The organism is Streptomyces sp. NC-S4, assembly GCF_054353315.1.
Genome location: NZ_CM135937.1, coordinates 5578898 through 5602816, shown reverse-complemented (window position 1 = coordinate 5602816; position 23919 = coordinate 5578898). Strand labels below are relative to the sequence as shown.

Annotated in this window: 27 protein-coding genes; 11 read left to right on the top strand and 16 right to left on the bottom strand. The window is 72.4% G+C overall.

Annotated features, from left to right (window positions below; all coding sequences use genetic code 11):
* Positions 1 to 37: 37 nt before the first annotated feature.
* Positions 38 to 796: a ferritin-like fold-containing protein gene (locus ACXNSR_RS25390; RefSeq protein ID WP_189732731.1), complete on the bottom strand. Its 759-nt coding sequence runs from the start codon at positions 794 to 796 to the stop codon at positions 38 to 40.
* Between the two features lie 472 nt (positions 797 to 1268).
* On the opposite strand from ACXNSR_RS25390, the gene ACXNSR_RS25385 reads away from it, so the two are divergent.
* The 3 genes from ACXNSR_RS25385 (at position 1269) to ACXNSR_RS25375 (ending at position 4513) form a co-directional block, all read left to right on the top strand.
* Positions 1269 to 3296 (top strand): DEAD/DEAH box helicase, encoded by a 2028-nt coding sequence (locus tag ACXNSR_RS25385; RefSeq protein WP_458637757.1) that lies wholly within the window; start codon positions 1269 to 1271, stop codon positions 3294 to 3296.
* Positions 3297 to 3405: 109 nt separating this feature from the next.
* On the top strand, positions 3406 to 4263 hold the full coding sequence (locus tag ACXNSR_RS25380) for an alpha/beta fold hydrolase (protein ID WP_458637756.1): 858 nt from the start codon (positions 3406 to 3408) through the stop codon (positions 4261 to 4263).
* Positions 4264 to 4360: 97 nt separating this feature from the next.
* The gene (locus ACXNSR_RS25375; RefSeq protein WP_167745535.1) at positions 4361 to 4513 is read left to right on the top strand and encodes a hypothetical protein; all 153 of its coding nucleotides are present in this window, start codon (positions 4361 to 4363) and stop codon (positions 4511 to 4513) included.
* A 79-nt stretch (positions 4514 to 4592) separates the two neighbouring features.
* Here the strand turns inward: ACXNSR_RS25375 and ACXNSR_RS25370 are convergent, their stop codons facing one another.
* From ACXNSR_RS25370 to ACXNSR_RS25355, 4 genes are all read right to left on the bottom strand, one after another.
* A complete protein-coding gene (locus ACXNSR_RS25370) occupies positions 4593 to 5198 on the bottom strand; it encodes a MarC family protein (protein WP_458637755.1) in 606 nt (201 codons plus the stop codon).
* A gap of 75 nt (positions 5199 to 5273) precedes the next feature.
* The gene (locus ACXNSR_RS25365; protein ID WP_458637754.1) at positions 5274 to 6137 is read right to left on the bottom strand and encodes a PHP domain-containing protein; all 864 of its coding nucleotides are present in this window, start codon (positions 6135 to 6137) and stop codon (positions 5274 to 5276) included.
* Between the two features lie 69 nt (positions 6138 to 6206).
* On the bottom strand, positions 6207 to 6851 hold the full coding sequence (locus ACXNSR_RS25360) for a DUF6758 family protein (protein ID WP_376163609.1): 645 nt from the start codon (positions 6849 to 6851) through the stop codon (positions 6207 to 6209).
* 60 nt (positions 6852 to 6911) lie between these two features.
* Positions 6912 to 7496 carry a suppressor of fused domain protein gene (locus tag ACXNSR_RS25355; RefSeq protein ID WP_458637753.1) on the bottom strand — a complete coding sequence of 195 codons (585 nt, stop codon included), beginning with the start codon at positions 7494 to 7496 and terminating at the stop codon, positions 6912 to 6914.
* Positions 7497 to 7887: 391 nt separating this feature from the next.
* Between ACXNSR_RS25355 and ACXNSR_RS25350 the strand changes: the two genes are divergently transcribed.
* Positions 7888 to 9003 carry a magnesium and cobalt transport protein CorA gene (locus ACXNSR_RS25350; RefSeq protein ID WP_458637752.1) on the top strand — a complete coding sequence of 372 codons (1116 nt, stop codon included), beginning with the start codon at positions 7888 to 7890 and terminating at the stop codon, positions 9001 to 9003.
* Between the two features lie 73 nt (positions 9004 to 9076).
* A complete protein-coding gene (locus ACXNSR_RS25345; protein WP_458637751.1) occupies positions 9077 to 9592 on the top strand; it encodes a hypothetical protein in 516 nt (171 codons plus the stop codon).
* Between the two features lie 53 nt (positions 9593 to 9645).
* On the opposite strand, the gene ACXNSR_RS25340 is transcribed toward ACXNSR_RS25345, so the two are convergent.
* Positions 9646 to 10437 carry a hypothetical protein gene (locus ACXNSR_RS25340; protein WP_458637750.1) on the bottom strand — a complete coding sequence of 264 codons (792 nt, stop codon included), beginning with the start codon at positions 10435 to 10437 and terminating at the stop codon, positions 9646 to 9648.
* 187 nt (positions 10438 to 10624) lie between these two features.
* Here ACXNSR_RS25340 and ACXNSR_RS25335 point away from each other — a divergent pair, with 187 nt between their 5' ends.
* The 3 genes from ACXNSR_RS25335 (at position 10625) to ACXNSR_RS25325 (ending at position 13781) form a co-directional block, all read left to right on the top strand.
* Positions 10625 to 11896 (top strand): magnesium transporter MgtE N-terminal domain-containing protein, encoded by a 1272-nt coding sequence (locus tag ACXNSR_RS25335; RefSeq protein ID WP_189732747.1) that lies wholly within the window; start codon positions 10625 to 10627, stop codon positions 11894 to 11896.
* A gap of 106 nt (positions 11897 to 12002) precedes the next feature.
* Complete coding sequence (locus tag ACXNSR_RS25330) at positions 12003 to 12578, top strand: DUF1003 domain-containing protein (protein ID WP_033219039.1); 576 nt, start codon at positions 12003 to 12005, stop codon at positions 12576 to 12578.
* Positions 12579 to 12620: 42 nt separating this feature from the next.
* On the top strand, positions 12621 to 13781 hold the full coding sequence (locus tag ACXNSR_RS25325) for an Mrp/NBP35 family ATP-binding protein (protein WP_458637749.1): 1161 nt from the start codon (positions 12621 to 12623) through the stop codon (positions 13779 to 13781).
* 87 nt (positions 13782 to 13868) lie between these two features.
* Here ACXNSR_RS25325 and ACXNSR_RS25320 read toward each other — a convergent pair whose 3' ends face one another.
* From ACXNSR_RS25320 to sigE, 5 genes are all read right to left on the bottom strand, one after another.
* A complete protein-coding gene (locus ACXNSR_RS25320) occupies positions 13869 to 14600 on the bottom strand; it encodes a hypothetical protein (RefSeq protein ID WP_458637748.1) in 732 nt (243 codons plus the stop codon).
* A 139-nt stretch (positions 14601 to 14739) separates the two neighbouring features.
* Complete coding sequence (locus ACXNSR_RS25315; protein WP_458637747.1) at positions 14740 to 15198, bottom strand: sec-independent translocase; 459 nt, start codon at positions 15196 to 15198, stop codon at positions 14740 to 14742.
* A gap of 108 nt (positions 15199 to 15306) precedes the next feature.
* A complete protein-coding gene (locus tag ACXNSR_RS25310; RefSeq protein ID WP_458637746.1) occupies positions 15307 to 16725 on the bottom strand; it encodes a S1C family serine protease in 1419 nt (472 codons plus the stop codon).
* Between the two features lie 54 nt (positions 16726 to 16779).
* Positions 16780 to 17463 carry a zf-HC2 domain-containing protein gene (locus ACXNSR_RS25305; RefSeq protein WP_458637745.1) on the bottom strand — a complete coding sequence of 228 codons (684 nt, stop codon included), beginning with the start codon at positions 17461 to 17463 and terminating at the stop codon, positions 16780 to 16782.
* Complete coding sequence (gene sigE / locus ACXNSR_RS25300) at positions 17460 to 18239, bottom strand: RNA polymerase sigma factor SigE (protein WP_458637744.1); 780 nt, start codon at positions 18237 to 18239, stop codon at positions 17460 to 17462. The genes ACXNSR_RS25305 and sigE overlap by 4 nt, the downstream gene beginning before the upstream one ends.
* A 178-nt stretch (positions 18240 to 18417) precedes the next feature.
* Between sigE and ACXNSR_RS25295 the strand changes: the two genes are divergently transcribed.
* A complete protein-coding gene (locus tag ACXNSR_RS25295) occupies positions 18418 to 19080 on the top strand; it encodes an O-methyltransferase (RefSeq protein ID WP_030385883.1) in 663 nt (220 codons plus the stop codon).
* Positions 19081 to 19114: 34 nt separating this feature from the next.
* On the opposite strand, the gene ACXNSR_RS25290 is transcribed toward ACXNSR_RS25295, so the two are convergent.
* Positions 19115 to 19732, bottom strand: coding sequence for a hypothetical protein (locus ACXNSR_RS25290; protein ID WP_458637743.1), 618 nt, complete (start codon positions 19730 to 19732; stop codon positions 19115 to 19117).
* 129 nt (positions 19733 to 19861) lie between these two features.
* A complete protein-coding gene (locus ACXNSR_RS25285) occupies positions 19862 to 20029 on the bottom strand; it encodes a DUF3117 domain-containing protein (RefSeq protein ID WP_003966491.1) in 168 nt (55 codons plus the stop codon).
* Positions 20030 to 20362: 333 nt separating this feature from the next.
* Here ACXNSR_RS25285 and chcB point away from each other — a divergent pair, with 333 nt between their 5' ends.
* Complete coding sequence (gene chcB / locus ACXNSR_RS25280; RefSeq protein ID WP_458637742.1) at positions 20363 to 21166, top strand: 2-cyclohexenylcarbonyl CoA isomerase; 804 nt, start codon at positions 20363 to 20365, stop codon at positions 21164 to 21166.
* A gap of 49 nt (positions 21167 to 21215) precedes the next feature.
* Here chcB and ACXNSR_RS25275 read toward each other — a convergent pair whose 3' ends face one another.
* The gene (locus ACXNSR_RS25275) at positions 21216 to 21794 is read right to left on the bottom strand and encodes a DNA-3-methyladenine glycosylase I (protein ID WP_458637741.1); all 579 of its coding nucleotides are present in this window, start codon (positions 21792 to 21794) and stop codon (positions 21216 to 21218) included.
* On the bottom strand, positions 21791 to 22144 hold the full coding sequence (locus ACXNSR_RS25270; RefSeq protein ID WP_150259086.1) for a DivIVA domain-containing protein: 354 nt from the start codon (positions 22142 to 22144) through the stop codon (positions 21791 to 21793). Before ACXNSR_RS25270 ends, ACXNSR_RS25275 begins: the two co-directional genes overlap by 4 nt.
* Positions 22145 to 22220: 76 nt before the next feature.
* Between ACXNSR_RS25270 and folP the strand changes: the two genes are divergently transcribed.
* On the top strand, positions 22221 to 23081 hold the full coding sequence (gene folP / locus ACXNSR_RS25265) for a dihydropteroate synthase (RefSeq protein ID WP_458637740.1): 861 nt from the start codon (positions 22221 to 22223) through the stop codon (positions 23079 to 23081).
* Between the two features lie 43 nt (positions 23082 to 23124).
* Here the strand turns inward: folP and ACXNSR_RS25260 are convergent, their stop codons facing one another.
* Complete coding sequence (locus ACXNSR_RS25260) at positions 23125 to 23892, bottom strand: LOG family protein (RefSeq protein ID WP_458637739.1); 768 nt, start codon at positions 23890 to 23892, stop codon at positions 23125 to 23127.
* Positions 23893 to 23919: the final 27 nt, after the last annotated feature.

Genomic DNA, 23919 nt, shown 5'->3' with positions numbered 1-23919 from the left:
GCGCGCCGGGGCCGGCGTACGTGGGACCGCCGTGCGGTCAGGCGGCGAGGCCGAGGGCCGCCATCCGCTTGGTGTGCGCCTTGGTGATGCGCGTGAACATCTCGCCGACGGCCGCCAGGTCGAAGCCGGCCGCCATTCCGTCGACACCGCCGACCAGCATGGTCGAGAGCGCGTCGCGCTCGGCGACCACGCGCTGGGCCTGCGAGAGGGCCTCGCCCATCAGCCGGCGGGCCCACAGCGCGAGCCGGCCGCCGCAGCGCGGGTCCGCCTCGATCGCCGCGCGGACCTTCTCGACGGCGAAGTTGCCGTGGCCGGTGTCGTCGAGCACACCGAGCACGAGGGCGCGGGTGTCGGTGTCCAGGTGGGAGGCGACCTCACGGTAGAAGTCACTGGCGATGGAGTCGCCGACGTAGGCCTTGACCAGGCCCTCCAGCCAGTCCGACGGCGCGGTCTGGCGGTGGAAGTCGTCGACGCCCTTCGCGAAGGGCTCCATCGCGGCGGTGGGCTCGACCTCGATCGCCGCGAGCCGGTCCCGCAGCCGCTCGAAGTGGTGGAACTCGGCGGAGGCCATCGCGGCGAGCTCGGCCTTGTCGTCCAGGGTGGGCGCGAGCTTCGCGTCCTCCGCCAGGCGCTCGAAGGCCGCGAGCTCGCCGTACGCGAGCGCGCCGAGCAGGTCCACGACGGCGGCCCGGTACTGCGGCGAGGCAGAGGCGGCGGCCCAGTCCTGGGCGGCGATACCCACGGCTTCGGCAGGGGTGCTGTCGTCGGCGGGCGAGGCGTTTTCTACGGTCGACATGCTCCGCACAATAGCCCGCCGAATGGCCCTCCAAGTCACCACGCGGGTTCCTTGTGTGTCCAGCTAAACGCGCCTACCCGGTGAATTCACCCGACACACCTGCGCGATTCCGGGGTACAGTGGTAATGCGCCTGCCGAATACTCGGCGGGCCATCCGAATGAGGATGCCCGGTCGGTGGCCCGATCGGCTCCAACCGACCGCCCTCGGTGAGGTGCGTACGTCCATGCGTACCGCCTACCCACGAGGGGCCCCCTCAGCGGCAGAAGCGCTTGAGCGAAGGCTAGTGGTCCCGCGCAGCTTCGTACGTGGCAGTACTGCAAGCACGGCACGGTAGGACCCCCTTCGCCGCCTCGCGCCGCGTCTCACAGAAGAGGCAGCACCCTGACTACGTTCCGAGACCTCGGGATCTTTCCCGAGACGGCCGAGGCCCTTGAGGCCGTCGGCATCGTGTCCCCCTTCCCGATCCAGGAGATGACCCTCCCCGTCGCCCTTTCCGGCACGGACGTCATCGGCCAGGCCAAGACCGGAACCGGCAAGACGCTCGGTTTCGGCCTTCCCCTGCTGGAGCGGGTCGTCGTCCCGGCGGACGTCGAGGCCGGCCGCGCCACCCCGGCGCAGCTGACCGACGCTCCGCAGGCCCTCGTGGTGGTTCCGACCCGCGAGCTGTGCACCCAGGTCACCAACGACCTCCTGACCGCGGGCAAGGTCCGCAACGTCCGCGTCCTCGCCATATACGGCGGCCGCGCGTACGAGCCCCAGGTCGAGGCCCTCAACAAGGGCGTCGACGTGATCGTCGGCACCCCGGGCCGCCTGCTCGACCTGGCCGGGCAGAAGAAGCTCGACCTCTCGCACGTCAAGGCCCTGGTCCTGGACGAGGCCGACGAGATGCTCGACCTGGGCTTCCTGCCCGACGTCGAGAAGATCATGGCGTACCTGCCCGCGAAGCGTCAGACGATGCTGTTCTCGGCGACCATGCCGGGTGCGGTCATCGGTCTGGCCCGCCGGTACATGACGCAGCCGACCCACATCCGCGCCGTCTCCGAGGACGGCGAGGGCGCGACCGTCGCCAACATCACGCAGCACGTCTTCCGTGCGCACAACATGGACAAGCCGGAGCTCGTCTCCCGCATCCTGCAGGCCGACGGCCGCGGCCTGGCGATGATCTTCTGCCGCACCAAGCGCACCGCGGCCGACATCGCCGAGCAGCTGGAGAAGCGCGGTTTCGCGTCCGGCGCCGTCCACGGCGACCTGGGCCAGGGCGCGCGCGAGCAGGCGCTGCGCGCGTTCCGCAACGGCAAGGTCGACGTGCTGGTGTGCACCGACGTCGCCGCGCGCGGCATCGATGTCGAGGGTGTGACCCACGTCATCAACTACCAGACGCCCGAGGACGAGAAGACCTTCCTGCACCGCGTGGGCCGTACCGGCCGCGCGGGCAACAAGGGCACCGCCGTCACCCTGGTCGACTGGGACGACATCCCGCGCTGGCAGCTGATCAACAAGGCGCTGGAGCTGGACTTCCACGACCCGGTGGAGACGTACTCCACCTCCCCGCACCTGTTCGAGCAGCTGAACATCCCGGCCGGCACCAAGGGCATCCTGCCGCGCGCCGAGCGCACGCGGGCCGGCCTGAAGGCCGAGCAGCTGGAGGACCTGGGCGAGACCGGCGGCCGTGGTGGCCGTGGCGGCCGCTCCGGTCCGGCGGCCGCCGCCGTGGTGACCGAGGAGCGTCCGGCCCGGACCCGTACGCCGCGCCAGCGCCGCCGTACGCGGGGCGGGGCGGAAGTGGCCGAGGGCGCCGAGGCCACCGCCGCGGTGACCCCGGCCCAGGCTCCCGAGGCCCCCGCGGCCCCGGCCGCCGAGGAGCCGCGCCGTCCGCGCCGCCGCCGCACCCGTGTCGGTGCGGTGCCGGTCCAGGCCGCCGTGGCCGCACCGGTCGCCGAGGCTCCGGCCGCACCGGCTCCGGTCGCCGAGGCTCCGGCCGCCGTGGTGACCCCGGTCGCCGAGGAGGCCCCGGCCCGGCCGAGGCGCGTCCCGACCCGCAAGGCCGCGGCCGTGCTGACCCCGATCACCGAGGTTCCCGCCGAGGAGGCTCCGGCCCGGCCGAAGCGCGTCCGTACCCGCAAGGTCACCCCGGCCGAGCCGGAGCCGGACTTCCAGATGGCGCCGCTGGTCGAGCCCGTCCGGGCCCGGCGCACCACCCGCAAGGCGGCTCCGGCCGCCCCGGCCGCCGTGGTGACCCCGGTCGCCGAGGTTCCGGCCGAGGAGGCTCCGGCCAAGCCGAAGCGGACCCGCACCCGCAAGATCGCGGAGGCCGCCCCGGTCGCCGCCGAGGCCGCCGCCGTGGCCGAGGAGGCCCCGGCCAAGCCGAAGCGCACCCGCACCCGCAAGGTCGCGGAGGCCGCCCCGGTCGCCGCCGAGGCCGCCGCCGTGGCCGAGGAGGCCCCGGCCAAGCCGAAGCGCACCCGCACCCGCAAGGCCGCGGCCGCGCCGGAGGCGTAAGCCTTCCGCAGCACCCCCGCCGATGGCCCCGTTCCCCTTCCGAGGGGGCCGGGGCCATCGGCCTGTCCGGACCGTGCGGGGCACCCCTACGGGCCGGTAACCTCGGGCCATGAGCAAGCCGCCGCGCCTCACCCTGCCGTCCGCCGCCCGCGCGTACCTCCTCACCACCGACCGCGGTTCCTTCGCCGTGCACGAGGCCGGTGAGCCCGTACACGGCACCGCCCTGCTGGTCCCCGGCTTCACGGGCAGCAAGGAGGACTTCATCGGCCTCCTGGAGCCGCTGGCGACCGCCGGGTACCGGGTCGTCGCCGTGGACGGCCGCGGCCAGCACGAGAGCCCGGGTCCGCGCGAGGAAGCCCCATACGCCCTGGAGGAGCTGGCGCGGGACGTCCTCGCGCAGGTCCGTGCGCTGGGCGCGGACCGCGTGCACCTGGTCGGCCACTCGCTCGGCGGGCTGATCTCCCGCGCCGCCGTGCTCCGCGATCCCTCGCCCTTCGTCTCCCTCACCCTGATGAGCAGCGGGCCGGCCGCGATCTCCGAGGAGCAGCAGGCCCGGACGAAGCTGCTGGTCGCCGCGCTGGAGGCGATGGGCGACGACATGCCCGGGATCTGGGCGGCGATGCGGGCCCACGATCCCGAGGACGCGGCCGCCGACTCCCCCGAGCTCGCGCACTTCCTGCGCGAGCGGTGGCTGGCCACCGTCCCCGAGCAGCTGATCGTCACCGGCCGGACGCTGATCTGCGAGCCGGACCGGACCGAGGAGCTGAGCCGGGTCGAGCTGCCGAAGCTGGTGCTCTCCGGGGCCGTGGACCAGGCCTGGCCGGTGCCGCTGCTGGACGAGACGGCCCGGCGCCTGGGCGCCCGGCGGGTGATCGTGCCGGGGACGGACCACTCCCCGAACGCCGAGGACCCGGCCACGACGGCGCGCGGGCTGGCCGCGTTCTGGGACTCCTGCGCCGGCGTGTAGTTAGCCAGTGAAAAAATTTCCTTAGCGTAGGGAATGATTGCGGCCTACACTTCGTTGGACCAGTGCAAGGAGAAACACTGACGAAGGGAGAAGCCCCGTGCGCTTCGAGATTCTGCGCCTGGACGACGTCGACGGATCCGCCGTGGACAGCACCGTCGTCGACGCGGCCTCCGTCAACCGGATCGTGCAGCAGGCCGCAGCCGTCGGCCAGCGCATCCTGATCCGACCGGCCGAGAGCGCGTCCTGCTGACGCGTCGCACGAAAAACGTTCACGCCCCCGCACCGGGACCCGTGCGGGGGCGTTCGCATGACGGGTGCGGGGCGGAGCCTCAGGCCCCGGCGACCACCTGGAGCACGCCGTTGATGATCTGCTGGACGGCGATCGCCGAGAGCATCATTCCGGCGAGCCGGGTGACGAGGACGACGCCGCCGTCCTTGATGACCCGGATGATCACCAGGGAGTAGCGCATGGTGATCCACAGCACGACGTGCATGGCCACGATCGCGGCCCAGACCGAGACCTGCCCGGCGGCGCCGTCGGCCTTCTGGACGGCCAGGATCACAGACACGATCGCGCCGGGGCCGGCCAGCAGCGGCATGCCCAGCGGGACCAGGGCCACGTTCACGTCCTTGGTCTGCTTCGGCTCGTCGTTCTTGCCGGTGAGCAGGTCCAGCGCGATGAGCAGGAGCAGCAGACCACCGGCGATCATCAGCGCCGGGACGGAAACGTGCAGGTAGTCCAGGATCTGCTGGCCGCAGATGCCGAAGACCGCGATGACGCCGAAGGCCACGCAGACGGCCTGCCAGGCCATGCGGCGCTGCACCTTGACGGGGCGGCCGGAGGTCAGGGCCAGGAAGATCGGCGTGATCCCCGGCGGGTCCATAATCACAAAAAGGGTGAGAAAAAGGGATCCGAAGACGGCGAAATCAAACACAGTGATGCCTTGCAGAAGAGAGGGGTGTCGCGAAGAAGAAGGGTGGGACGGGTGGAGCGGGCCGGATCCGGCCGGTCAGCGCTCGCGTCCGCCGGCGCCCGGCACCGGGAAGGCCCCCGTCGCGCGGCGCGTGATCTCGCCGTAGATCTCGGGGTCGGTCGTGTACTCCCCGAGGCGACAGGTCTTGCGGCTGCCGTGGTAGTCGCTGGAGCCCGTGGTCAGCAGGCCGAGGTCGGCCGCCAGGCCGCGCATCCGCGTGCGGGTGTCGGCGTCGTGGTCCATGTGGTCCACCTCGATGCCGTCCAGGCCCGCGGTCGCCAGCTCGGCTATCGCGGACTCGGAGACGCACCGGCCGCGCTTGACGGCGGCGGGGTGCGCGAGGACCGTGACCCCGCCGGCCGCCTTGACCAGGCGCACGGCCTCGAACGGGTCGAGCTCGTGCTTCTCGGCGTACGCGCGGCCGCCGTCGGCGAGCCAGTCGGGCGTGAAGGCGTCCGAAACGGTGGGGACGACGCCCAGCTCGACGAGGGCGGTGGCGATGTGCGGCCGCCCGACCGAGCCGTCACCGGCGATCCGGGCCACCTGCTCCCAGGTGACGTCGACGCCGAGGTCCCGGAGCTTGCCGATCATGGTCCGGGCGCGCGGGGTGCGGTCGTCGCGGACGAGCTCGCGTTCCCGGGCCAGCTCGGGCTCCTCGGGGTCGAAGAGGTACGCGAGCATGTGCACGCCGACCCCGTCGAGCCGGCAGGACAGCTCGGCCCCGGTCACCAGCGTCAGCCCGGCGGGCAGGGCCGCGAGGGCCTCGCCGTATCCGCGCACGGTGTCGTGGTCGGTCAGCGCCACCACGTCCAGCCCGGCGCCGGCTGCATTGCGCACCAGTTCGGCGGGGGTGTCCGTACCGTCGGAGGCCGTGGAGTGGGCGTGCAGGTCGATGCGCACAGCCTGGCTCCATGGGTCGTACGTACGGGGGACACTCCAGGATAACCGGGCCCGGGACCCCCCTCGGCCTCAGGCGGGGCCCAGGATGCGGGGGCTCAGGGCCCCGCACGGAACGAGCTCGACCTCGGCTCCCGCGTCGCGCAGGTCGGTGAGGACGAGCTCGTCGTACATCAGCAGTCCGGACTGCTCCGGCCAGACGATCGCCCAGAGCCACAGGCCCCGCGCCTCGCCGGCGAAGACGGCGCGGTCGTCGGGGCCGCCGGCCACGTGCCACAGCGGTGTCGGGCGGCCCGCCGCGACCACCTTGGCGTGGGGCGGCGCCGATACGTCGATGGACGAGCCGGGGTCGACGCCGTCGATGCCCGCGTACCGCGCGCCGAGGCCGACGCCCAGCTCCTCCGCGATCAGCAGCAGCTCGCCGATCCCGCCCAGCGGGCCGGGGCCGGAACAGGCCACCGCCGTCGCCCGGCCACCGCTTCGGTCGTCACCGGCGGACGCGACCCCCGTGAACAGCCACCCCACCGGCAGCGGCCACGGCATCCACACCGGCACCCGCGCCCGGTGCACCATCACGCTCAAGCCTTCGACGCTCGGCGGGATGACGGGTTGCAGGGGGTGGACAGCGCCGTGCACCGCGCACTGCCAGGAGTCGGAGAAGAGTCCGGGCGCCCTGACCCGGCCACCGCACTTCGGGCAACTTGGTTCACCCCTCATAAGAAGCCACGCTCCTCCCCGCCCGGCCCCCAGTCAAGGCACGGTCACCCGTCCGGGCCCTCAGTCCAGCGCGACGGCGCTGCGCAGAGGGTCCCGCAGGTCCGTTCCGCGCGCGAGCCAGCGTTCCTGGAGGGCGGCCGCTCCGTGCACGCGTTTCCAGGCGGCCTCGTTGGCCGTCATCGGCAGCAGCGGGAGGAAGTGGACCGGGTCCATGGGCTCGTCGAGCTCCAGGTCTTCGACCAGACCGCCCGGTTCCGCCACGAGGACGGAGCTGAAGGGGGCCCCGTCCCAGAGCGGTTCGCCCACGTCGAGCGAGGCTCCCGGGGCCACGATCAGCCCCTCGACCTGGGGGGACGCGGCCAGTACCGCGAGCGGGCGCAGGAGTTTGTCGGTGGCCGCCAGCCCGGCCCGTACGGTCAGCACGAGCTCGGCGCGCGGGCCCCGTACGGGGTCGGCGACCACGGCGGTCGGATCGGTCATCGGGTGCGCGGACATCCCGAGGGTCGCGTACCGCACGAGGTCGCCCTCGGCGAAACGGAGTACCTCGATGCGGTCGGTGCCCAGGAAGGTGATGGCGGCGCGTGCGTCGGGTTCACCGAACGCCGTGCGCAGCCGGGCCTCCACGAGAGCCAGAATTTCTGCCATGAAGCGAGCATAGAACTCGTATCAGGCGGGTAAAGGGCGGGTCTTGACCATCCGTCGGCTGATAGTGTTGACAGCTGTTCGGGGCCGCACGCAGAAGCGGTGTTTCAGTGCCCCGGCGACAGGACGTCCCTCACGGGGGACCGGCCGGAGGAGGTGGGGCTGCGGTGGACCGAAGTCGATCGTGCAGTACCAATCGCTCTTCCACTTCTGTGACGGGCGCATCCCGCCCCCTTTGATCTGCTCGATCCGTCTGATCCGCTGATCAGTAGAAGAGCGACGGCAGAACGTTTGTCCTCCCGTCCTGTTCCCTCCCTTGTCCGGGCCTGCCCGCCCGCCCGCGGAGGGTCTCCCACCCGTACGGTCCGCAGCCGTGCGCGAGAAGGAGCCTGCCATGTCGATGCTGCCCTACCTGCGTGCCGCCGTTCGCCCGGCCCTGCGCAGGGCCACCCCCGTACAGCCCGGCTACGACACCACCCGCGACCCGTCGGCGAGCAGCGCGGTGGTCGACTGCGCCGTGTACCGCGACGGGCGGCGGATGCTGGGTCCGGCGTGTCTGACGCCCCGTGAGGCGATCCGCCGGGTCCGCGAGGACGGCGGGTTCGCCTGGATCGGCCTGCACGAACCGACGGAGGCCGAGTTCGCGGGGATCGCCGCGACCTTCGGGCTGCACCCGCTGGCCGTGGAGGACGCGGTGCACGCGCACCAGCGCCCGAAGCTGGAGCGCTACGACGACACCCTCTTCACCGTCTTCAAGACGATCCACTACATCGACCACGCCGAACTGACCGCCACCAGCGAGGTGGTGGAGACCGGCGAGGTGATGTGCTTCACGGGCCCCGACTTCGTCATCACCGTCCGGCACGGCGGACAGGGCTCCCTCAAGGGGCTGCGCCACCGCCTCCAGGACGACCCGGACCTGCTCGCCAAGGGCCCCTCGTCGGTCCTGCACTCCATCGCCGACCACGTGGTCGACGGCTACATCGCGGTCGCGGCGGCGGTGCAGGACGACATCGACGAGGTGGAGAGCGAGGTCTTCGCCGCCCCCGCCAAGGGCAGTGCGCGCGGCGGGGACGCGGGCCGCATCTACCAGCTCAAGCGCGAGGTGCTGGAGTTCAAGCGGGCGGTCTCACCGCTGCTGCGTCCGATGGAGCTGCTGAGCGAACGGCCGATGCGGCTGGTGGACCCGGACATCCAGAAGTACTTCCGCGACGTGGCCGACCACCTGGCGCGGGTGCACGAGCAGGTGGTGGGCTTCGACGAGCTGCTGAACTCGATCCTCCAGGCCAATCTCGCGCAGGCGACGGTCGCCCAGAACGAGGACATGCGCAAGATCACCTCCTGGGCGGCGATCATCGCCGTGCCGACGATGATCTGCGGCGTGTACGGGATGAACTTCGACCACATGCCCGAACTCCACTGGCGTTACGGCTATCCGATGGTGATGGCCGCGATCGTCGCCTCCTGCTTCACCATCCACCGCGCGCTGCGCCGCAACGGCTGGCTCTGAGGCGGGCCCGTCCCGGGTCCCGCGGGCCGGTACGCCCGCTCGCGGGCGGGGGGCGACCCCCTACCCTGTCGGCATGACTCTCAGCACGCTCGACCTGGCCCTCGTCGAGGAGGCCACCAAGAAGTCCGGCCTGATCTGGGTGCGCGGCGGCGGGGCCGACCGCGCCCTGTGGCACGCCTGGGTGGACGGCGCGGCCCATGTACTGGGCGACGGGCCCGGCGAGCAGCCGTTCCCGGGGCTGGCGGACGGTGCGCGTGCCGAGGTGACCGTGCGGAGCAAGGACAAGGGCGGCCGGCTGGTGGCCTGGACGGCGACGGTACGGGAGCTGGCGCCCCGCGGCGAGGAGTGGGCGGCGGCGGTCGCCGAGCTCAAGGGCAAGCGGCTGAACGCGCCCGACTCGGAGGACATGACCGAGCGGTGGGCGCGGGAGTGCCGGCTGCTGCGGCTGGAGCCGGAATCGGTGCGGTCCGAACTGCCGGACGGTTCGCTGGCCGCGGCCCCGCTGGGCTCCCCGGCGACGACCCGCCGGCCGGTTCCCGCGGCCCTGCCGAAGCTCCTGCTCAAGCGCAGGAAGGCCGCCCGGGGCTGACCCCGCGGCGAGGTGCCGCCACCGGATCCGCCGACCCGCCGACCCGCCGAGCGTCAGGGCTTGGTGGGGTTCGCGCCCTGGCCGGAGCCCTTGGAGGGGGCCGGGGCGGGCCCGCCGCTCTGGTCCTTCGTCGTCGGCAGCTGGCTGCCGTAGTCGACCGTCTGGTCCTGCGCGGGCGGGTCCAGCTGGAACGGTTTGCCCCACTCCGCGAGTTCGACCCGGCCGGCGCCGCCGGCGCGCTCCATGAGCAGCGGGTACGGGGTCCCCTCCAGGGACACCGAGAGCTTGCCGCCCTTGCCCGCGTCCGCCGTGACCTGGACCGCGCGGGTGTGCCCGACCTTGGTGTACGAGCCCTTGGAGAGCTTGCCCTCCAGCCCGAGCAGCCCGTCCAGCAGCACGTCCATGTCGGTGAAGCCGCGGAACTGCTTGTACGAGGGGTCGCCCTCGGGCACCTTCACGAACTTGTCGCCGAGCTTGCCGGCCGAGTCGGACTGGCCCCAGAACGCCGCGCTCGCCTTCAGGTACAGCTGCTCCCCCACGCGCAGCAGCTGGAAGGTGTCCTCGTTGGACTTCACCTCGCCGGAGCCGCCGTCCGCCTTCAGCCGCATGTCGAGGGTGAAGGACTTGCCGCTGCTCACCAGCGTGCCGGACAGGTGCACCGACTCGGCCTCCGTCGCGGCCGCCTTCGCCTTCGCCTCGATCTTGTCGGCGGACAGCTTGCCGACACCGTTCGTGCCCTCGTCGGGGTCCTCCCCGCAGCCCGTACCGGTGACGGCGAGGCCCGCGCACAGCACACCGATGAAGGCGGCCCGGCGCAGCCGCGCGGCAGGGAAGTAGGCGGTCACGGGCGGGTGCCTCTCGTCGGTCGTCTGCGAGCAGCAGGCAGCGTACCCGCCCGTACCTTCGGCCCCACGACCGCGCCCCGGTGTTCGCCCGCCCCCGGGCGGACCGCCCCACCAGGACGCTTTCCGGCGGCACGGGCTAGCCTGAGGGGCGGCACGACTCTTGATCGACGCACTAGGAGGCGCTCGGATGGCTGCAGGCGCCCCGCGGATCTTCGTCTCGCATCTGTCGGGTGTGCCCGTCTTCGACCCCAACGGCGACCAGGTGGGCCGGGTCCGCGACCTCGTCGCGATGCTCCGGGTCGGCGGGCGCCCGCCGCGGCTGCTGGGTCTGGTGGTCGAGGTCGTCAGCCGGCGACGGATCTTCCTGCCGATGACCCGGGTCACCGGAGTGGAGTCCGGGCAGGTCATCACCACCGGTGTGGTCAACATGCGGCGGTTCGAGCAGCGCCCGACCGAACGCCTGGTCCTGGGCGAGCTGCTGGACCGGCGGGTGACGCTGGTCGCCAGCGGCGAGGAGGTCACCGTCCTGGACGTGGCCATCCAGCAGCTGCCGGCCCGCCGGGACTGGGAGATCGACCGGATCTTCGTACGGAAGGGCAAGTCGGGGGCGCTGCGCCGGCGCGGCGAGGCCCTGACGGTGGAGTGGTCGGCGGTGACGGGCTTCTCGCTGGAGGAGCACGGGCAGGGCGCCGAGAACCTGGTCGCCACCTTCGAGCAGATGCGCCCGGCCGACGTGGCGAACGTCCTGCACCACCTGACGCCGAAGCGGCGCGCCGAGGTGGCCAACGCCCTCGACGACGACCGGCTCGCGGACGTGCTGGAGGAGCTGCCCGAGGACGAGCAGGTGGAGATCCTCGGCAAGCTGAAGGAGGAGCGCGCCGCCGACGTCCTGGAGGCGATGGACCCGGACGACGCGGCCGACCTGCTCTCCGAGCTGCCGGAGGACGACAAGGAGCGGCTGCTGACCCTGATGCAGCCGGACGACGCGGCCGACGTGCGCCGCCTGCTGTCCTACGAGGAGAACACCGCGGGCGGTCTGATGACCACCGAGCCGATCGTGCTGCGGCCGGACGCGACCGTCGCGGACGCGCTGGCCCGCGTACGCCAGGCGGACCTGTCGCCGGCGCTGGCCGCGCAGGTGTACGTGTGCCGGCCGCCGGACGAGACGCCGACGGGCAAGTACCTGGGCACGGTGCACTTCCAGCGGCTGCTGCGGGACCCTCCGTTCACGCTGGTCAGCTCGATCGTGGACACGGACCTGCCGCCGCTGCGGCCGAACGCCTCGCTGCCCGCCGTGACCACGCACCTCGCCGCCTACAACATGGTGGCGGTGCCGGTGGTCGACGAGAGCGGCTCGCTGCTGGGCGCGGTGACCGTGGACGACGTGCTGGACCACCTGCTGCCGGACGACTGGCGGGAGACGGACTTCCATTCCGAGGAGGCCGTCGGTGGCCGCTGAACGAGGACGCTCCGAACGGGGGCGTGGCGAGCAGGCCCGCGAGCGGCGCCGCGAGCAGATCCGGGAGCGGCGCGAGCAGGCGCGGACGCAGGCCCGCGAGCACGGTCTGGCGGCCGAGGCGGCGGAACGTTCCGGCGAGCGCGCGGGGAGGTCCTCGGGCGCCGGGTCGAGCGCGCTGACGCGCTCGCGGGTGCGCCTGGACCTGCCGCGCGCGCCGCGCCGGTCGCTGCTGCCCGAGTACGACCCGGAGGCCTTCGGGCGGCTGTCGGAGCGGGTGGCGCGGTTCCTGGGCACCGGCCGCTTCATCGTCTGGATGACCCTGGTCATCATCGTCTGGGTGCTGTGGAACATCTTCGCGCCGGACGACCTGCGGTTCGACCCGTACCCGTTCATCTTCCTGACGCTGATGCTGTCGCTCCAGGCCTCCTACGCGGCTCCGCTGATCCTGCTCGCGCAGAACCGGCAGGACGACCGCGACCGGGTCACCCACGAGCAGGACCGCAAGCAGAACGAGCGGTCCATCGCCGACACCGAGTACCTGACCCGGGAGATCGCCGCCCTGCGCATGGGCCTGGGCGAGGTCGCCACCCGCGACTGGATCAGGTCCGAGTTCCAGGACCTGATCAAGGAGATGGACGAGCGGCGTCTATTCCCCGCCGAACGTGATGAAGGCGACCGCTGACGGGCTTTCCTGCGGGATGCTACCGAGCCGTACCATCGGGGCATGGCTACCGACACAAGCTCCGCCGCCGTGCCCGAGCAGGACGCGATCCTGGACGCGCTGGCGACGGTGAACGACCCCGAGATCCACCGGCCGATCACCGAGCTCGGCATGGTCAAATCGGTGGAGATCGGAGACGCCGGCGAGGTCGCCGTCACGGTCTACCTCACGGTGTCGGGCTGTCCCATGCGCGAGACCATCACGAAGAACGTCACCGAGGCCGTCGAGAAGGTCGCGGGCGTCACCTCCGTCGCCGTCTCCCTCGACGTGATGAGCGACGAGCAGCGCAAGGACCTGGCGGCCACGCTGCGCGGCGGCACCGCCGAGCGCGAGGTGCCCTTCGCCAAGCCGGGCTCGCTGACCCGCGTGTACGCGGTCGCGTCCGGCAAGGGCGGAGTCGGCAAGTCCTCCGTCACGGTGAACCTGGCCGCGGCGATGGCGGCGGACGGCCTGAAGGTCGGCGTGGTCGACGCGGACATCTACGGCCACAGCGTGCCGCGCATGCTGGGTGTGGACGGCCGTCCGACCCAGGTCGAGAACATGATCATGCCGCCGTCGGCCAACGGCGTGAAGGTCATCTCCATCGGCATGTTCACCCCGGGCAACGCCCCGGTGGTGTGGCGCGGTCCCATGCTGCACCGCGCGCTCCAGCAGTTCCTGGCGGACGTGTTCTGGGGCGACCTGGACGTGCTGCTGCTGGACCTGCCGCCGGGTACGGGCGACATCGCGATCTCCGTGGCCCAGCTGGTGCCGAACGCGGAGATCCTCGTCGTCACCACCCCGCAGCAGGCCGCGGCCGAGGTCGCGGAGCGGGCCGGCTCCATCGCCGTGCAGACCCACCAGAAGATCGTCGGCGTGGTCGAGAACATGTCCGGCCTGCCGTGCCCGCACTGCGACGAGATGGTGGACGTCTTCGGCTCGGGCGGTGGCCAGAAGGTCGCCGACGGCCTGACCAAGACGGTCGGCGCGACGGTGCCGGTGCTGGGTTCGATCCCGATCGACGTCCGGCTGCGCGAGGGCGGCGACGAGGGCAAGCCCGTCGTCCTGTCCGACCCGGACTCCCCGGCCGGCGCGGCCCTGCGGGCCATCGCGGGCAAGCTGGGCGGCCGTGCGCGCGGCCTGTCGGGCATGTCCCTGGGCATCACCCCGCGCAACAAGTTCTGACCCGCCCCGGATGCGGGCCGGCCCGCACGGGCCGCACAGCGTGAAGGGCACCGCCGGCCGGCGGTGCCCTTTTCCGTACCCGTGCGGCTACTCGTACGCGGCCAGGTCCCCGATCGCCGAGAAGCCGAGCCCGTACGCGCTCATGCCCCGGCCGTACGCGCCCAGGTGGACGCCGCTGCCCGTGGATCCCGCCAGCACCCAGCCGAACTCCGACTCGCGGTAGTGGAAGGTCGTCGGCTCCCCGTCCACCGGCAGCGACAGCGTGGACCAGTCCTCGCCGTCGAGGTCGTCGGCGAGCTCCCACGCGGCCTCGGTCTGCTGGTCGAGCCAGTCGTTGCGCAGGGCGTGGTCCATCTGCCCGGGCCAGCTGTAGGCCAGCAGCCCGGAGCCGGCCAGCCAGGCCGCCGAGGCGACCGAGGTGGCCTCCAGGACGCCGGTGCCGTCGCCGCTGCGGCGCAGCGGATTGCTCGCCACGGTGATGACCACCGCGAAGCGCTCCTTCTCACCGGTGGCGATCTCGCCCCGGGCGGAGGGCTCGTCGCCGTGGCCGGTGGAGCCGTGCTCCACCGTGCCGTCGGCGGCCACGGCGACCTGCATGAGCCAGCGGCGGCCGGTGAAGGCCCCGTCCAGCCCGTACCAGGGGAAGTCGGCCGCCAGGAACCCCTCGGCCGTCCGGCGGGCCGCCGGTACGGGCGCGGGGGCCTCCTGTGGCTCCGTATCGCTGTGTGGGCCGGTATCCGGCTCCTGGGCGGGTGCGCCTGCGGAGGCGGGGGCCTCCGCGGTCTGTGCCCCTACCCGGCTGCTGCTCGTCGTCTCCATCTGGGCGGCCTCTCGTTCCGTGGGGTCCGGAACGGCCCTCCCCCTCGCTGTGCTGGGGGGACCCCCTCCCTCGGGCGTCCTGCGATCCGGACAGATGGAGGATAGCCATCCGACCGCGGATCGCCGGGAAGGCCGCGCGTCAGGTGGCGTCGGCGTCGTAGCGCGCGCGCTCGTCCGGGGCCGGGGCGGCAGGCTTCTTCAGCAGGTCCGGGCCGGTGACGGCGGGCGTGGCCGAACCGGCCGCGGCCGGGGCCGGGGAGGCCGGGGCGGCGCCCGCCTCCGAGCTCTTCACGGCGTCGGAGACGTCGCTGAGCTCCTTGCGGAGATCGAAGCTGGTGCGGATCTCCTTGAGGTCCTCGTTCTCCGTCAGCTGCTTGCGGATGAAGGTCTTCGGGTTCAGGTCCTCGAACTCGAAATCCTTGAACTCCGGGCCGAGTTCGGAGCGGATGTCCTGCTTCGCACTGTCCGAGAACGCCCGGATCTTCCGGATGAAGCCCGTGACGTCCTGAATGACCTTGGGCAGCTTGTCCGGTCCGAAGACGAGGATGCCGAGCACCACGATCGTGACGAGTTCGAGTGCGCCTATGTCGTTGAACACCTTGCCGCTCCTCGGCTCTGTATCACTTCGGGCCCCGACACACGGTACCCGGCATTGCCCGCGGGCCCATACCTGCATACCGCCTCCGCGGCGGTTTCTCCTTCGGGTTCACGAGCCGTTCGCCGATCCGAGGATCACTTTCAGTGTGCTTTCCCGGCCGCCGCGGAGCACGGTGAGGGTCAGCGGGTCGCCCGGGCGGTGGGCCCGGATCTTGATGATCAGCTCGTCGCCGCCGCGGACCCGCTGGCCGTCCACCTTGGTGATCACGTCCCCGGCCCGGATCCCGGCGCGCGCGCCCGGCCCGTCGGCGACGACGGACGGCTTGCCGTCCTCACCCTTGTCCCCGACCCGTGCCCCGTCACCCGCGTAGTCCATGTCGAGGGTGACCCCGATGACCGGGTGCGTGGCACGGCCGGTGCGGATGAGCTCCTCGGCGACGCGCTTGCCCTGGTTGACGGGGATGGCGAAACCGAGCCCGATGGAGCCGCCCTGCCGGGTGGCGTCCTCCTTGTCGGCCCCGCGGATCGCGCTGTTGATGCCGACCACGTGGGCCTTCGCGTCGAGGAGCGGGCCGCCGGAGTTCCCCGGGTTGATCGGGGCGTCGGTCTGCAGCGCGTCGACGTAGCTGATGTCGCTGCCGTCGCCCTTGTCGCCGCCCGCCGTGACGGGCCGGCCGGTGGCGCTGATGATGCCGGCGGTGACGGTGTTCGACAGGTCGAAGGGCGCGCCGATGGCCACCACCGGGTCGCCGACCTGCACGTTCTCGGAGTTCCCCAGGCTCAGCGGCTGGAGCCCGCGTACCCCGCTGACCTTGACCACGGCCAGGTCGTAGCCGGAGTCACGGCCGACCAGCTGGGCGGTGACGCTCTCACCGGTGCTGAAGGTGACCGTTATCTCCTGGGAGTCGGCCACCACGTGGCTGTTGGTCAGGATGTGTCCCTGCTGGTCGAGCACGAAGCCGGTACCCGTGCCGCTGCCCTTCGTGCCCCGCACGTGCAGGGTCACCACGCCGGGAAGCGCGGTGGCCGCGATCCCGGCCACGCTGTCGGGGGCCCGGCCCCGGTCGGCGGCGGCGGCCTGGGGGAGCTCCAGCCGGGTGCTGCTGCGCCGCTCGGCGAGCACGCCGAGGTAGCCGCCGATCCCGCCGGCGAGCAGGGCCGTTCCGAGGCTGAGGGCCACCACCTGCCACAGCCGGATCCCGCGCGGCGTCCGGCCCCGGTCCACGACCTGCAACGGCTCGGCGCCCCAGGGGTCGTACCGCACCGCGGGAACCGCGGCCGGCACGTCCGGGGCGGCGTCCGACGCGTCCGACGCGTCGGGGCCCGGGTCCGACACGCCCGGGGCGGAAGCGGAGACGCCCGGGGCGGAAGCCGGCCCGTCCGGGACCGGGGTCGCGTCCTGTGCGTGGCCCTGGTCCCCAGTGCCGGGCCGTGGCGCGGGAACCACCGGGCCGCGGCCGTCCCCGGCCGTCCCCTCGGGCCGGCTCCACCACTGTGGAGCCGGGTCGGTCTGCTGCCTGTCGGCCATGGGCGCTCCCCGCCTACCTATGCGCATGTGCCGCAGATTCAATCAGGTCCCGCGTCAGCGCAGCAGGGAGACGGGGCGTGCCGGGTACTGCGGGGAGGGCTGGAGCGGCGGCAGCGGGGTCGCCACGGCCGACAGGAGGCTCGGGACGGCCTCGGGCGTGGGCGGGCGGTCACGGGCCCCCTGATCGGCCGCGGGCAGGGCCGGGCCGGGCCTGGAGGCCGGGGCCGGGGAATCACCCCGCAGGTTCGGGTCCACCTCCAGCGGCAGGGCGCCACCGAGCGCGAGCGCGGCCAGCGAGACGGCCCCGGCGGCGACGAAGGCGAACCGGCGGCGCGGACGGCCCACCTCGTGGATGCGGAAGCCCTCCTGCGGCCGGTGCCCGGCGGCGACCGGCAGGCCGTACGCGAACGCGTCGAAGGGGTCGGGGCCCGCACTGCCCGGCGGGTCGGTGCGGCGGCCGGGACCGGCGGGTCCCAGGGGAGCCGACGGATCGTCGAGGCCGCCGCCCGGCAGCCCCTGCAGCCGCGCCAGCAGCCCCGCGGACAGCGGCGGCGGCGCGCTCTCCACGAACATGGTCTTCAGACGTCGCTGGGCGTCGGCCTCGGCCTTGCACCGGGCACAGGTCGCCAGGTGGGCCAGGACCCGATCGCGCGCGTCGTGTTTCAGCTCCCCGTCCACCAGGGCGGCAAGCCGGTCTCCCAGGTGCTGTTCGGCAGGTGACGGACTGACTTCGCTCACTCGGCTCCGCCCTCTCCCCCGGCGCCGGGGGCGCCCATCGCCACTCCCGCCAGCGCGCGCTGCTCGGCACGGGCCTGCGGGGACCGGTGCTTGAGCGCCTTGCGCAGGTGCGAACGGCCCCGGTGGATACGGCTGCGCACGGTGCCGAGCTTCACGCCGAGCGTCGCGGCGATCTCCTCGTACGACAGGCCCTCGATGTCGCACAGCACCACGGCCGCGCGGAACTCGGGCGCGAGGGTGTCCAGGGCCTGCTGCACGTCCGCGTCGAAGTGGGTGTCGTGCAGGACCTGCTGCGGGGAGGGCTCACGGCTCGGCAGCCGGTCGGCGGCGTCGTCGCCGAGCGCGTCGAAGCGGATCCGCTGCTTGCGGCGCACCATGTCCAGGAACAGGTTCGTCGTGATGCGGTGCAGCCAGCCCTCGAAGGTGCCGGGGGTGTACGTGGACAGCGAGCGGAAGACGCGGACGAAGACTTCCTGCGTGAGGTCCTCGGCATCGTGCTGGTTACCCGTCAGCCTGTAGGCAAGGCGGTAGACCCGCGCACTGTGCGTGCTGACGATCTCCTCCCATGAAGGAGGGGTCCACGCCTGGGAGCCCGCATCGGCGGCAAAGGTCGCGGTGGTTGCGGTGTCGGCGGTGTGGAAGCGGTCAGCAATGTAGGTCACGGATTTCGGCTCACCCGCCGACCAGAAGAGGCGTCTCAGTACGCCCCCACGATCCACAGGCGCAGCCGCACCTCCCCTGTCGGCTCTGGTGGTGTCCAGTGGAGTCCCTACCATAGCCACCCCCTCTGTCAGCTCCGGATAAGCGTTTTTGCAGTATCTTTACGCGAGACTTAAGCCCGGGAGCGGTCCTGGCCGTCGATCTGCCCGGCACCGTCCCCTCTTATCCCGCCTCCACCCTTCACAACGCCCGGTCCCATCTGCGGGTTCCCGACGTCAACGGATACAGTCACCGTTGCGCCAACTATGGGGACAGGAGAGGGTCATTACCGGCAACCGGCAGACGAGCTGGGCGTTCGCCGACGCGTTTGTCGCCGAGGACGACGCTCTGCGATGGGCCCGCGACCGGTCCAGGGAAGCGGGCCTGAGGTCCGTCTCCCCCGGCACCGGGGCCGCGCTGCGCCTGCTGGCCGCCACCGCGGACGCGAAGGCGGTCGCCGAGATCGGCACCGGAACCGGCGTCTCCGGCATCCACCTGCTGCACGGAATGCGCCCCGACGGGGTGCTGACCACGGTGGATCCCGAAGCGGACCGGCAGGCTTTCGCCCGTCAGGCCTTCCGCGCCGCAGGCTTCGCCGGCAACCGCGCCCGTTTCATCCCCGGCCGAGCCCTCGACGTGCTGCCGCGACTCGCCGACGGCGGATACGACCTCGTCTTCTGCGACGGGGACCCCTCCGAGTCCCTCGACTACCTCGCCGAATCGTTGCGGCTGCTGCGCCCCGGCGGACTGGTGTGCTTCGAGGGGGTCTTCTCCGACGGCCGCACCGTCGACTCCGCGGCCCAGCCGGTGGAGGTGCTGCGCGTGCGCGAGCTGCTGCGCAGCGTCCGTGAGAGCCCCGCGCTGGAGGCCGCGCTGCTCCCGGTGGGCGACGGACTGCTGTGCGCCGTGCGCCGCTGAGCCGCTGAGCGGTCGGGCCGCCGGCTCCGCGGGATCAGCCGAGGAACGCGAAGGTGAGGGCCGCGGTGCCGCCCAGCGCGGTGCCGGCGAGGAGCTGTGCCGGGGTGTGCGCCTTCAGCACCAGCCGGGACCAGCCCACGGCGGCGGCGACCGCCACCACGGGGAGCACCCGGGGCCCGAGGACGAGCAGCAGGATCATCACGGTGCCGCCCGCCACCGACATGTGGATCGATATCTGCCAGACCACCGTGACCAGCAGCGAGGACACGAGACCCACCAGCATCGCGACGACGAGCGCGAACACCTCCCGGGGAGCGCCCAGCAGGTGCAGGAGCGAGACCCCGGCGACGACGGAGACCAGGCTCAGGGCCATCGGGACGACCCGCTGGCGCCGTACCCGGATGTGCTGGTCGCTCAGCGCGCCCCGGCGGACGCCGAAGGCGATGATCCCGATCGGGACCACCCCGCAGAAGAGGGCGGCGAACAGACCCCAGCCGAGCCCGGCCCATGCCGTGGTGCTGTGCCATCCGACGAGCAGGAGCAACCCGACCACCAGATGGGCCGGGGCCAGCACGTCGGAGAGGATCCGGGCGGCCTTCTGGCGGGGCGTGCAGTCGGCGAAGGCGGGCGGCGCGGGCGGGGTGAAGGGCACGGCGCGGCTCCGGAGGGCTCGGGTCCAGGGTGACGACACAACACTGCCCCGGCCGCGGGATCGCGATCGGGGCAGTGCAGAGAATACGGAAAAGCAGAAGGCGGAAGTGCTGCCGGTGTCCCCGTGGGGTCAGCCGACGACCTTCTTCAGGGCGTCACCCAGGGCGTCCGCCTCATCAGGGGTCAGCTCGACGACAAGCCGACCGCCGCCCTCGAGCGGTACGCGCATGACGATGCCCCGCCCCTCCTTGGTGACCTCGAGCGGGCCGTCGCCCGTCCGCGGCTTCATGGCCGCCATGCTCGTTCCCCTTCCTGAAACCAGCTCATCGTCAGCCGACGGCCCCGTTCAGGCGCCTAATACCCGGCATCGAACACATTGCTTCCCAGCCATTATCCCGCATGTCAGGACCCGATGACCAACATCGCAAGGGAACGCTTGGGCAACGCGCTCGACCAAAACCACTCATTTCGGGGATCCGCCTGCGATACTTCGCCGCCGCAACCGGGAAGCGGCATCGGCTTTCTTTGACGCACATCACATGTGCGCTCCACGTCCGGTCCGCCATGCTGACCTGTGTACCGGACAGTACCGACCGGTAGCCAAGCCCGCGACGAAGGGGGACCCCCTGCCATGGCCGACAGCGTGCTCTACGAAGTGACCGACGGACTCGCGACCATCACGATCAACCGTCCGGACGCGATGAACGCGATGAACACCGAGGCCAAGGTCGCCCTGCGCGACGCGGTCCGGGCGGCGGCCGCCGACACCGCCGTACGGGCCGTGCTGCTCACCGCGGCCGGCAACCGGGCCTTCTGCGTGGGCCAGGACCTCAAGGAGCACATCGGCAACCTCGCCTCGGACCGCGAGACCGGCACCTCCCTGACCATGACCACGGTGGCCGACCACTACAACCCCATCGTGCGGGCGCTCACCGAGATGCCGAAGCCCGTGGTGGCCGGCGTGAACGGCGTCGCGGCCGGAGCGGGCTTCGGCTTCGCGCTGGCGGCGGACTTCCGGGTCGTCGCCGACACCGCCTCCTTCAACACCTCGTTCGCCGGGGTGGCGCTGACGGCCGACTCCGGGGTCTCCTGGACCCTCCCCCGCCTGATCGGCGCCTCCCGCGCCTCGGACCTGCTGCTCTTCCCGCGTTCGATCAAGGCACAGGAGGCGTACGAGCTCGGCATCGTCAACCGCCTGGTGCCGTCGGACTCCCTGCACGCCGAGGCGGAGGCGGTGGCCCGCACGCTGGCGGCCGGCCCGACGGTCGCGTACGCCGCGCTGAAGGAGTCCCTGGCCTACGGCGCCTCCCACACGCTCTCCGAGGCCCTGACCCACGAGGACGCCCTCCAGACCCGTGCGGGGGCCTCCGAGGACCACGCCATCGCCGTCCAGGCCTTCCTCGCGAAGCAGCCGCCGAAGTACCTGGGCCGCTGAGACTCCTCCCGCGATCCGGCCCCGCCCGGCCCGGCCCCGCCCCGCCGGGTCAGGCCGGGTCGCGGGAGACGCAGTCGGCCAGGTGGTCGTTGACCAGCCCGCAGGCCTGCATCAGGGCGTAGGCCGTCGTGGGGCCGACGAAGCGGATGCCGGCCTTCTTCAGCGCCTTGGCGAGGGCGGTGGACTCCGGCGTGACCGCCGGGACCTCGGCGACCGTCAGGGGGGCCGGTCCCGGCTCCTCGGGGGCGTGGGACCAGATCAGGGTGTCCAGCTCGCCCGGCTCCCACCCGGCGAGGACCTTCGCGTTGGCCAGGGTCGCCTCGATCTTGGCCCGGTTGCGGATGATCCCCTCGTCGGCCAGCAGCCGCTCCGCGTCGCGGTCGTCGAACTCCGCGACCGCCGCGATCGAGAAGTCCGAGAAGGCCTTCCGGAAGCCCTCGCGGCGCCGCAGGATCGTGATCCACGACAGCCCCGACTGGAACGCCTCCAGGCACAGCCGCTCGTAGAGGGCGTCGTCCCCGTGCACCGCACGGCCCCACTCGGTGTCGTGGTAGTCGACGTAGTCCGGCGTGGACAGCCCCCACGGGCAGCGCAGCAGCCCGTCCGCACCCGCCACCGAACCGCTCACCGCTCACCGCCCTTGGTGAGGTCGACGTGTCCGGGAGCGTCCGACGGGGCGGCGGCGGGCGCCGCCGCGGCCGTCAGCTGCGCGATCCGCGCGTCCCGCTCGGCCAGTTCGGCCGCGAGCCGCTCCAGTACGTCGTCCACCTCGGCCATCCGGTACCCGCGCGGGGCGACCGGCAGCCGCAGCGCGTCGATGTCGGCCCGTACGACGGGGCGGGTCTCCGGCAGGCCGTCCGCGACCCGGTCCGGCTCCGCTTCCGGCAGGACGGCCTCCGAGCCGCCGCCGATCACCGCCAGGGTGACCGCTGCCACGACCACGACCAGCGCGATCATCAAGAAGAAGAACACGATCAACTCCCCTGAGAGACTCCGGCCACCAGGTTAAGGTCGCAGGCGAGGCGCGAGGGCCGCCGAAGGAGGAAAGAGCAGGATGCTGCGACTGGGCAGGCGCGAGTTCGACACCCACGAGCCGGTGATCATGGCGATCGTGAACCGGACGCCGGACTCCTTCTACGACCAGGGCGCGACGTTCCGCGACGAGCCGGCACTGGACCGGGTCGAGCACGCGATCGCCGAGGGTGCCGCGATCATCGACATCGGCGGGGTCAAGGCGGGCCCGGGCGAGCACGTGGACGCGGCCGAGGAGGCACGGCGCACGGTCGGCTTCGTGGCCGAGGTCCGGCGCCGCCACCCGGACGTGGTGATCAGCGTGGACACCTGGCGGCACGAGGTCGGCGAGGCCGTGTGCGAGGCCGGGGCGGATGTCCTCAACGACGCCTGGGGCGGGGTGGACCCCCGGCTCGCGGAGGTCGCCGCGCGGTACGGCGCCGGCCTGGTCTGCACCCACGCGGGCGGTGTGCAGCCGCGTACCCGGCCGCACCGGATCGCGTACGAGGACGTCATGGAGGACGTGCTGCGCGTGACGGTCGGGCTGGCCGAGCGGGCGGCGGCACTGGGCGTCCGCCGGGACGCGATCATGATCGACCCGGGGCACGACTTCGGGAAGAACACCCGGCACTCGCTGGAGGCCACGCGCCGGCTGGACGAGATGACGGCGACGGGCTGGCCGGTCCTGGTCTCGCTGTCCAACAAGGACTTCGTCGGCGAGACCCTCGACAAGCCGGTCAAGGAACGCCTGCTGGGCACCTTGGCCACGACGGCCGTCTCGGCCTGGCTGGGCGCGCAGGTCTACCGCGTCCACGAGGTCGAGGAGACCCGGCAGATCCTGGACATGGTCCGCTCGATCCAGGGCCACCGCCCCCCGGCCGTCGCCCGCCGCGGCCTCGCCTGACGCCCCGCACGGGCCCGGGCCGGACCGGCCCGGGCCCGGGGGGTTACTTGCCGACTTCCTTCGTCACCAGTGCGATCGCCTCGTCCACGTCGTCGGTGACGTGGAACAGGTAGAGGTCCTTCTCCGAGGCCTTGCCCTGGGCGATCACCGTGCCCCGCAGCCAGTCGATCAGGCCGTTCCAGTACTCCGTGCCGAACAGCACGATCGGGAAGCGGGTGATCTTCTGGGTCTGGACCAGGGTCAGCGCCTCGAACAGCTCGTCCAGCGTGCCCAGGCCGCCCGGCAGGACGACGAAGCCCTGGCTGTACTTCACGAACATCGTCTTGCGGACGAAGAAGTACCGGAAGTTCAGGCCGAGATCGACGTGCTGGTTGAGCCCCTGCTCGAAGGGGAGCTCGATGCCGAGGCCGACCGAGACGCCGTTCGCCTCGCGGGCGCCCTTGTTGGCCGCCTCCATCGCCCCCGGACCGCCTCCGGTGATCACCGCGAAACCGGCCTCGACCAGCGCGCTGCCGATCCGCACGCCCGCTTCGTACTCGGGCGACCCCTCCGGCGTGCGGGCCGATCCGAACACGCTGATCGCGGGCGGCAGCTCGGCGAGCGTGCCGAAGCCCTCGATGAACTCCGACTGGATGCGCAGGACCCGCCAGGGATCGGTGTGCACCCACTCGGAGGGCCCCGCCGAGTCCAGCAGCCGCTGGTCCGTCGTACTGCCCGCCTGCACCTGGCTCCGCCTCCTCAGCACCGGCCCGAGCTGCTGCTCCTCGGGCCGGCGACGAGCGGAACCCTCGGGATTGCCGTGGTTGCCCATGCTGTGCTCCCTCCTGCTGATCGTTGG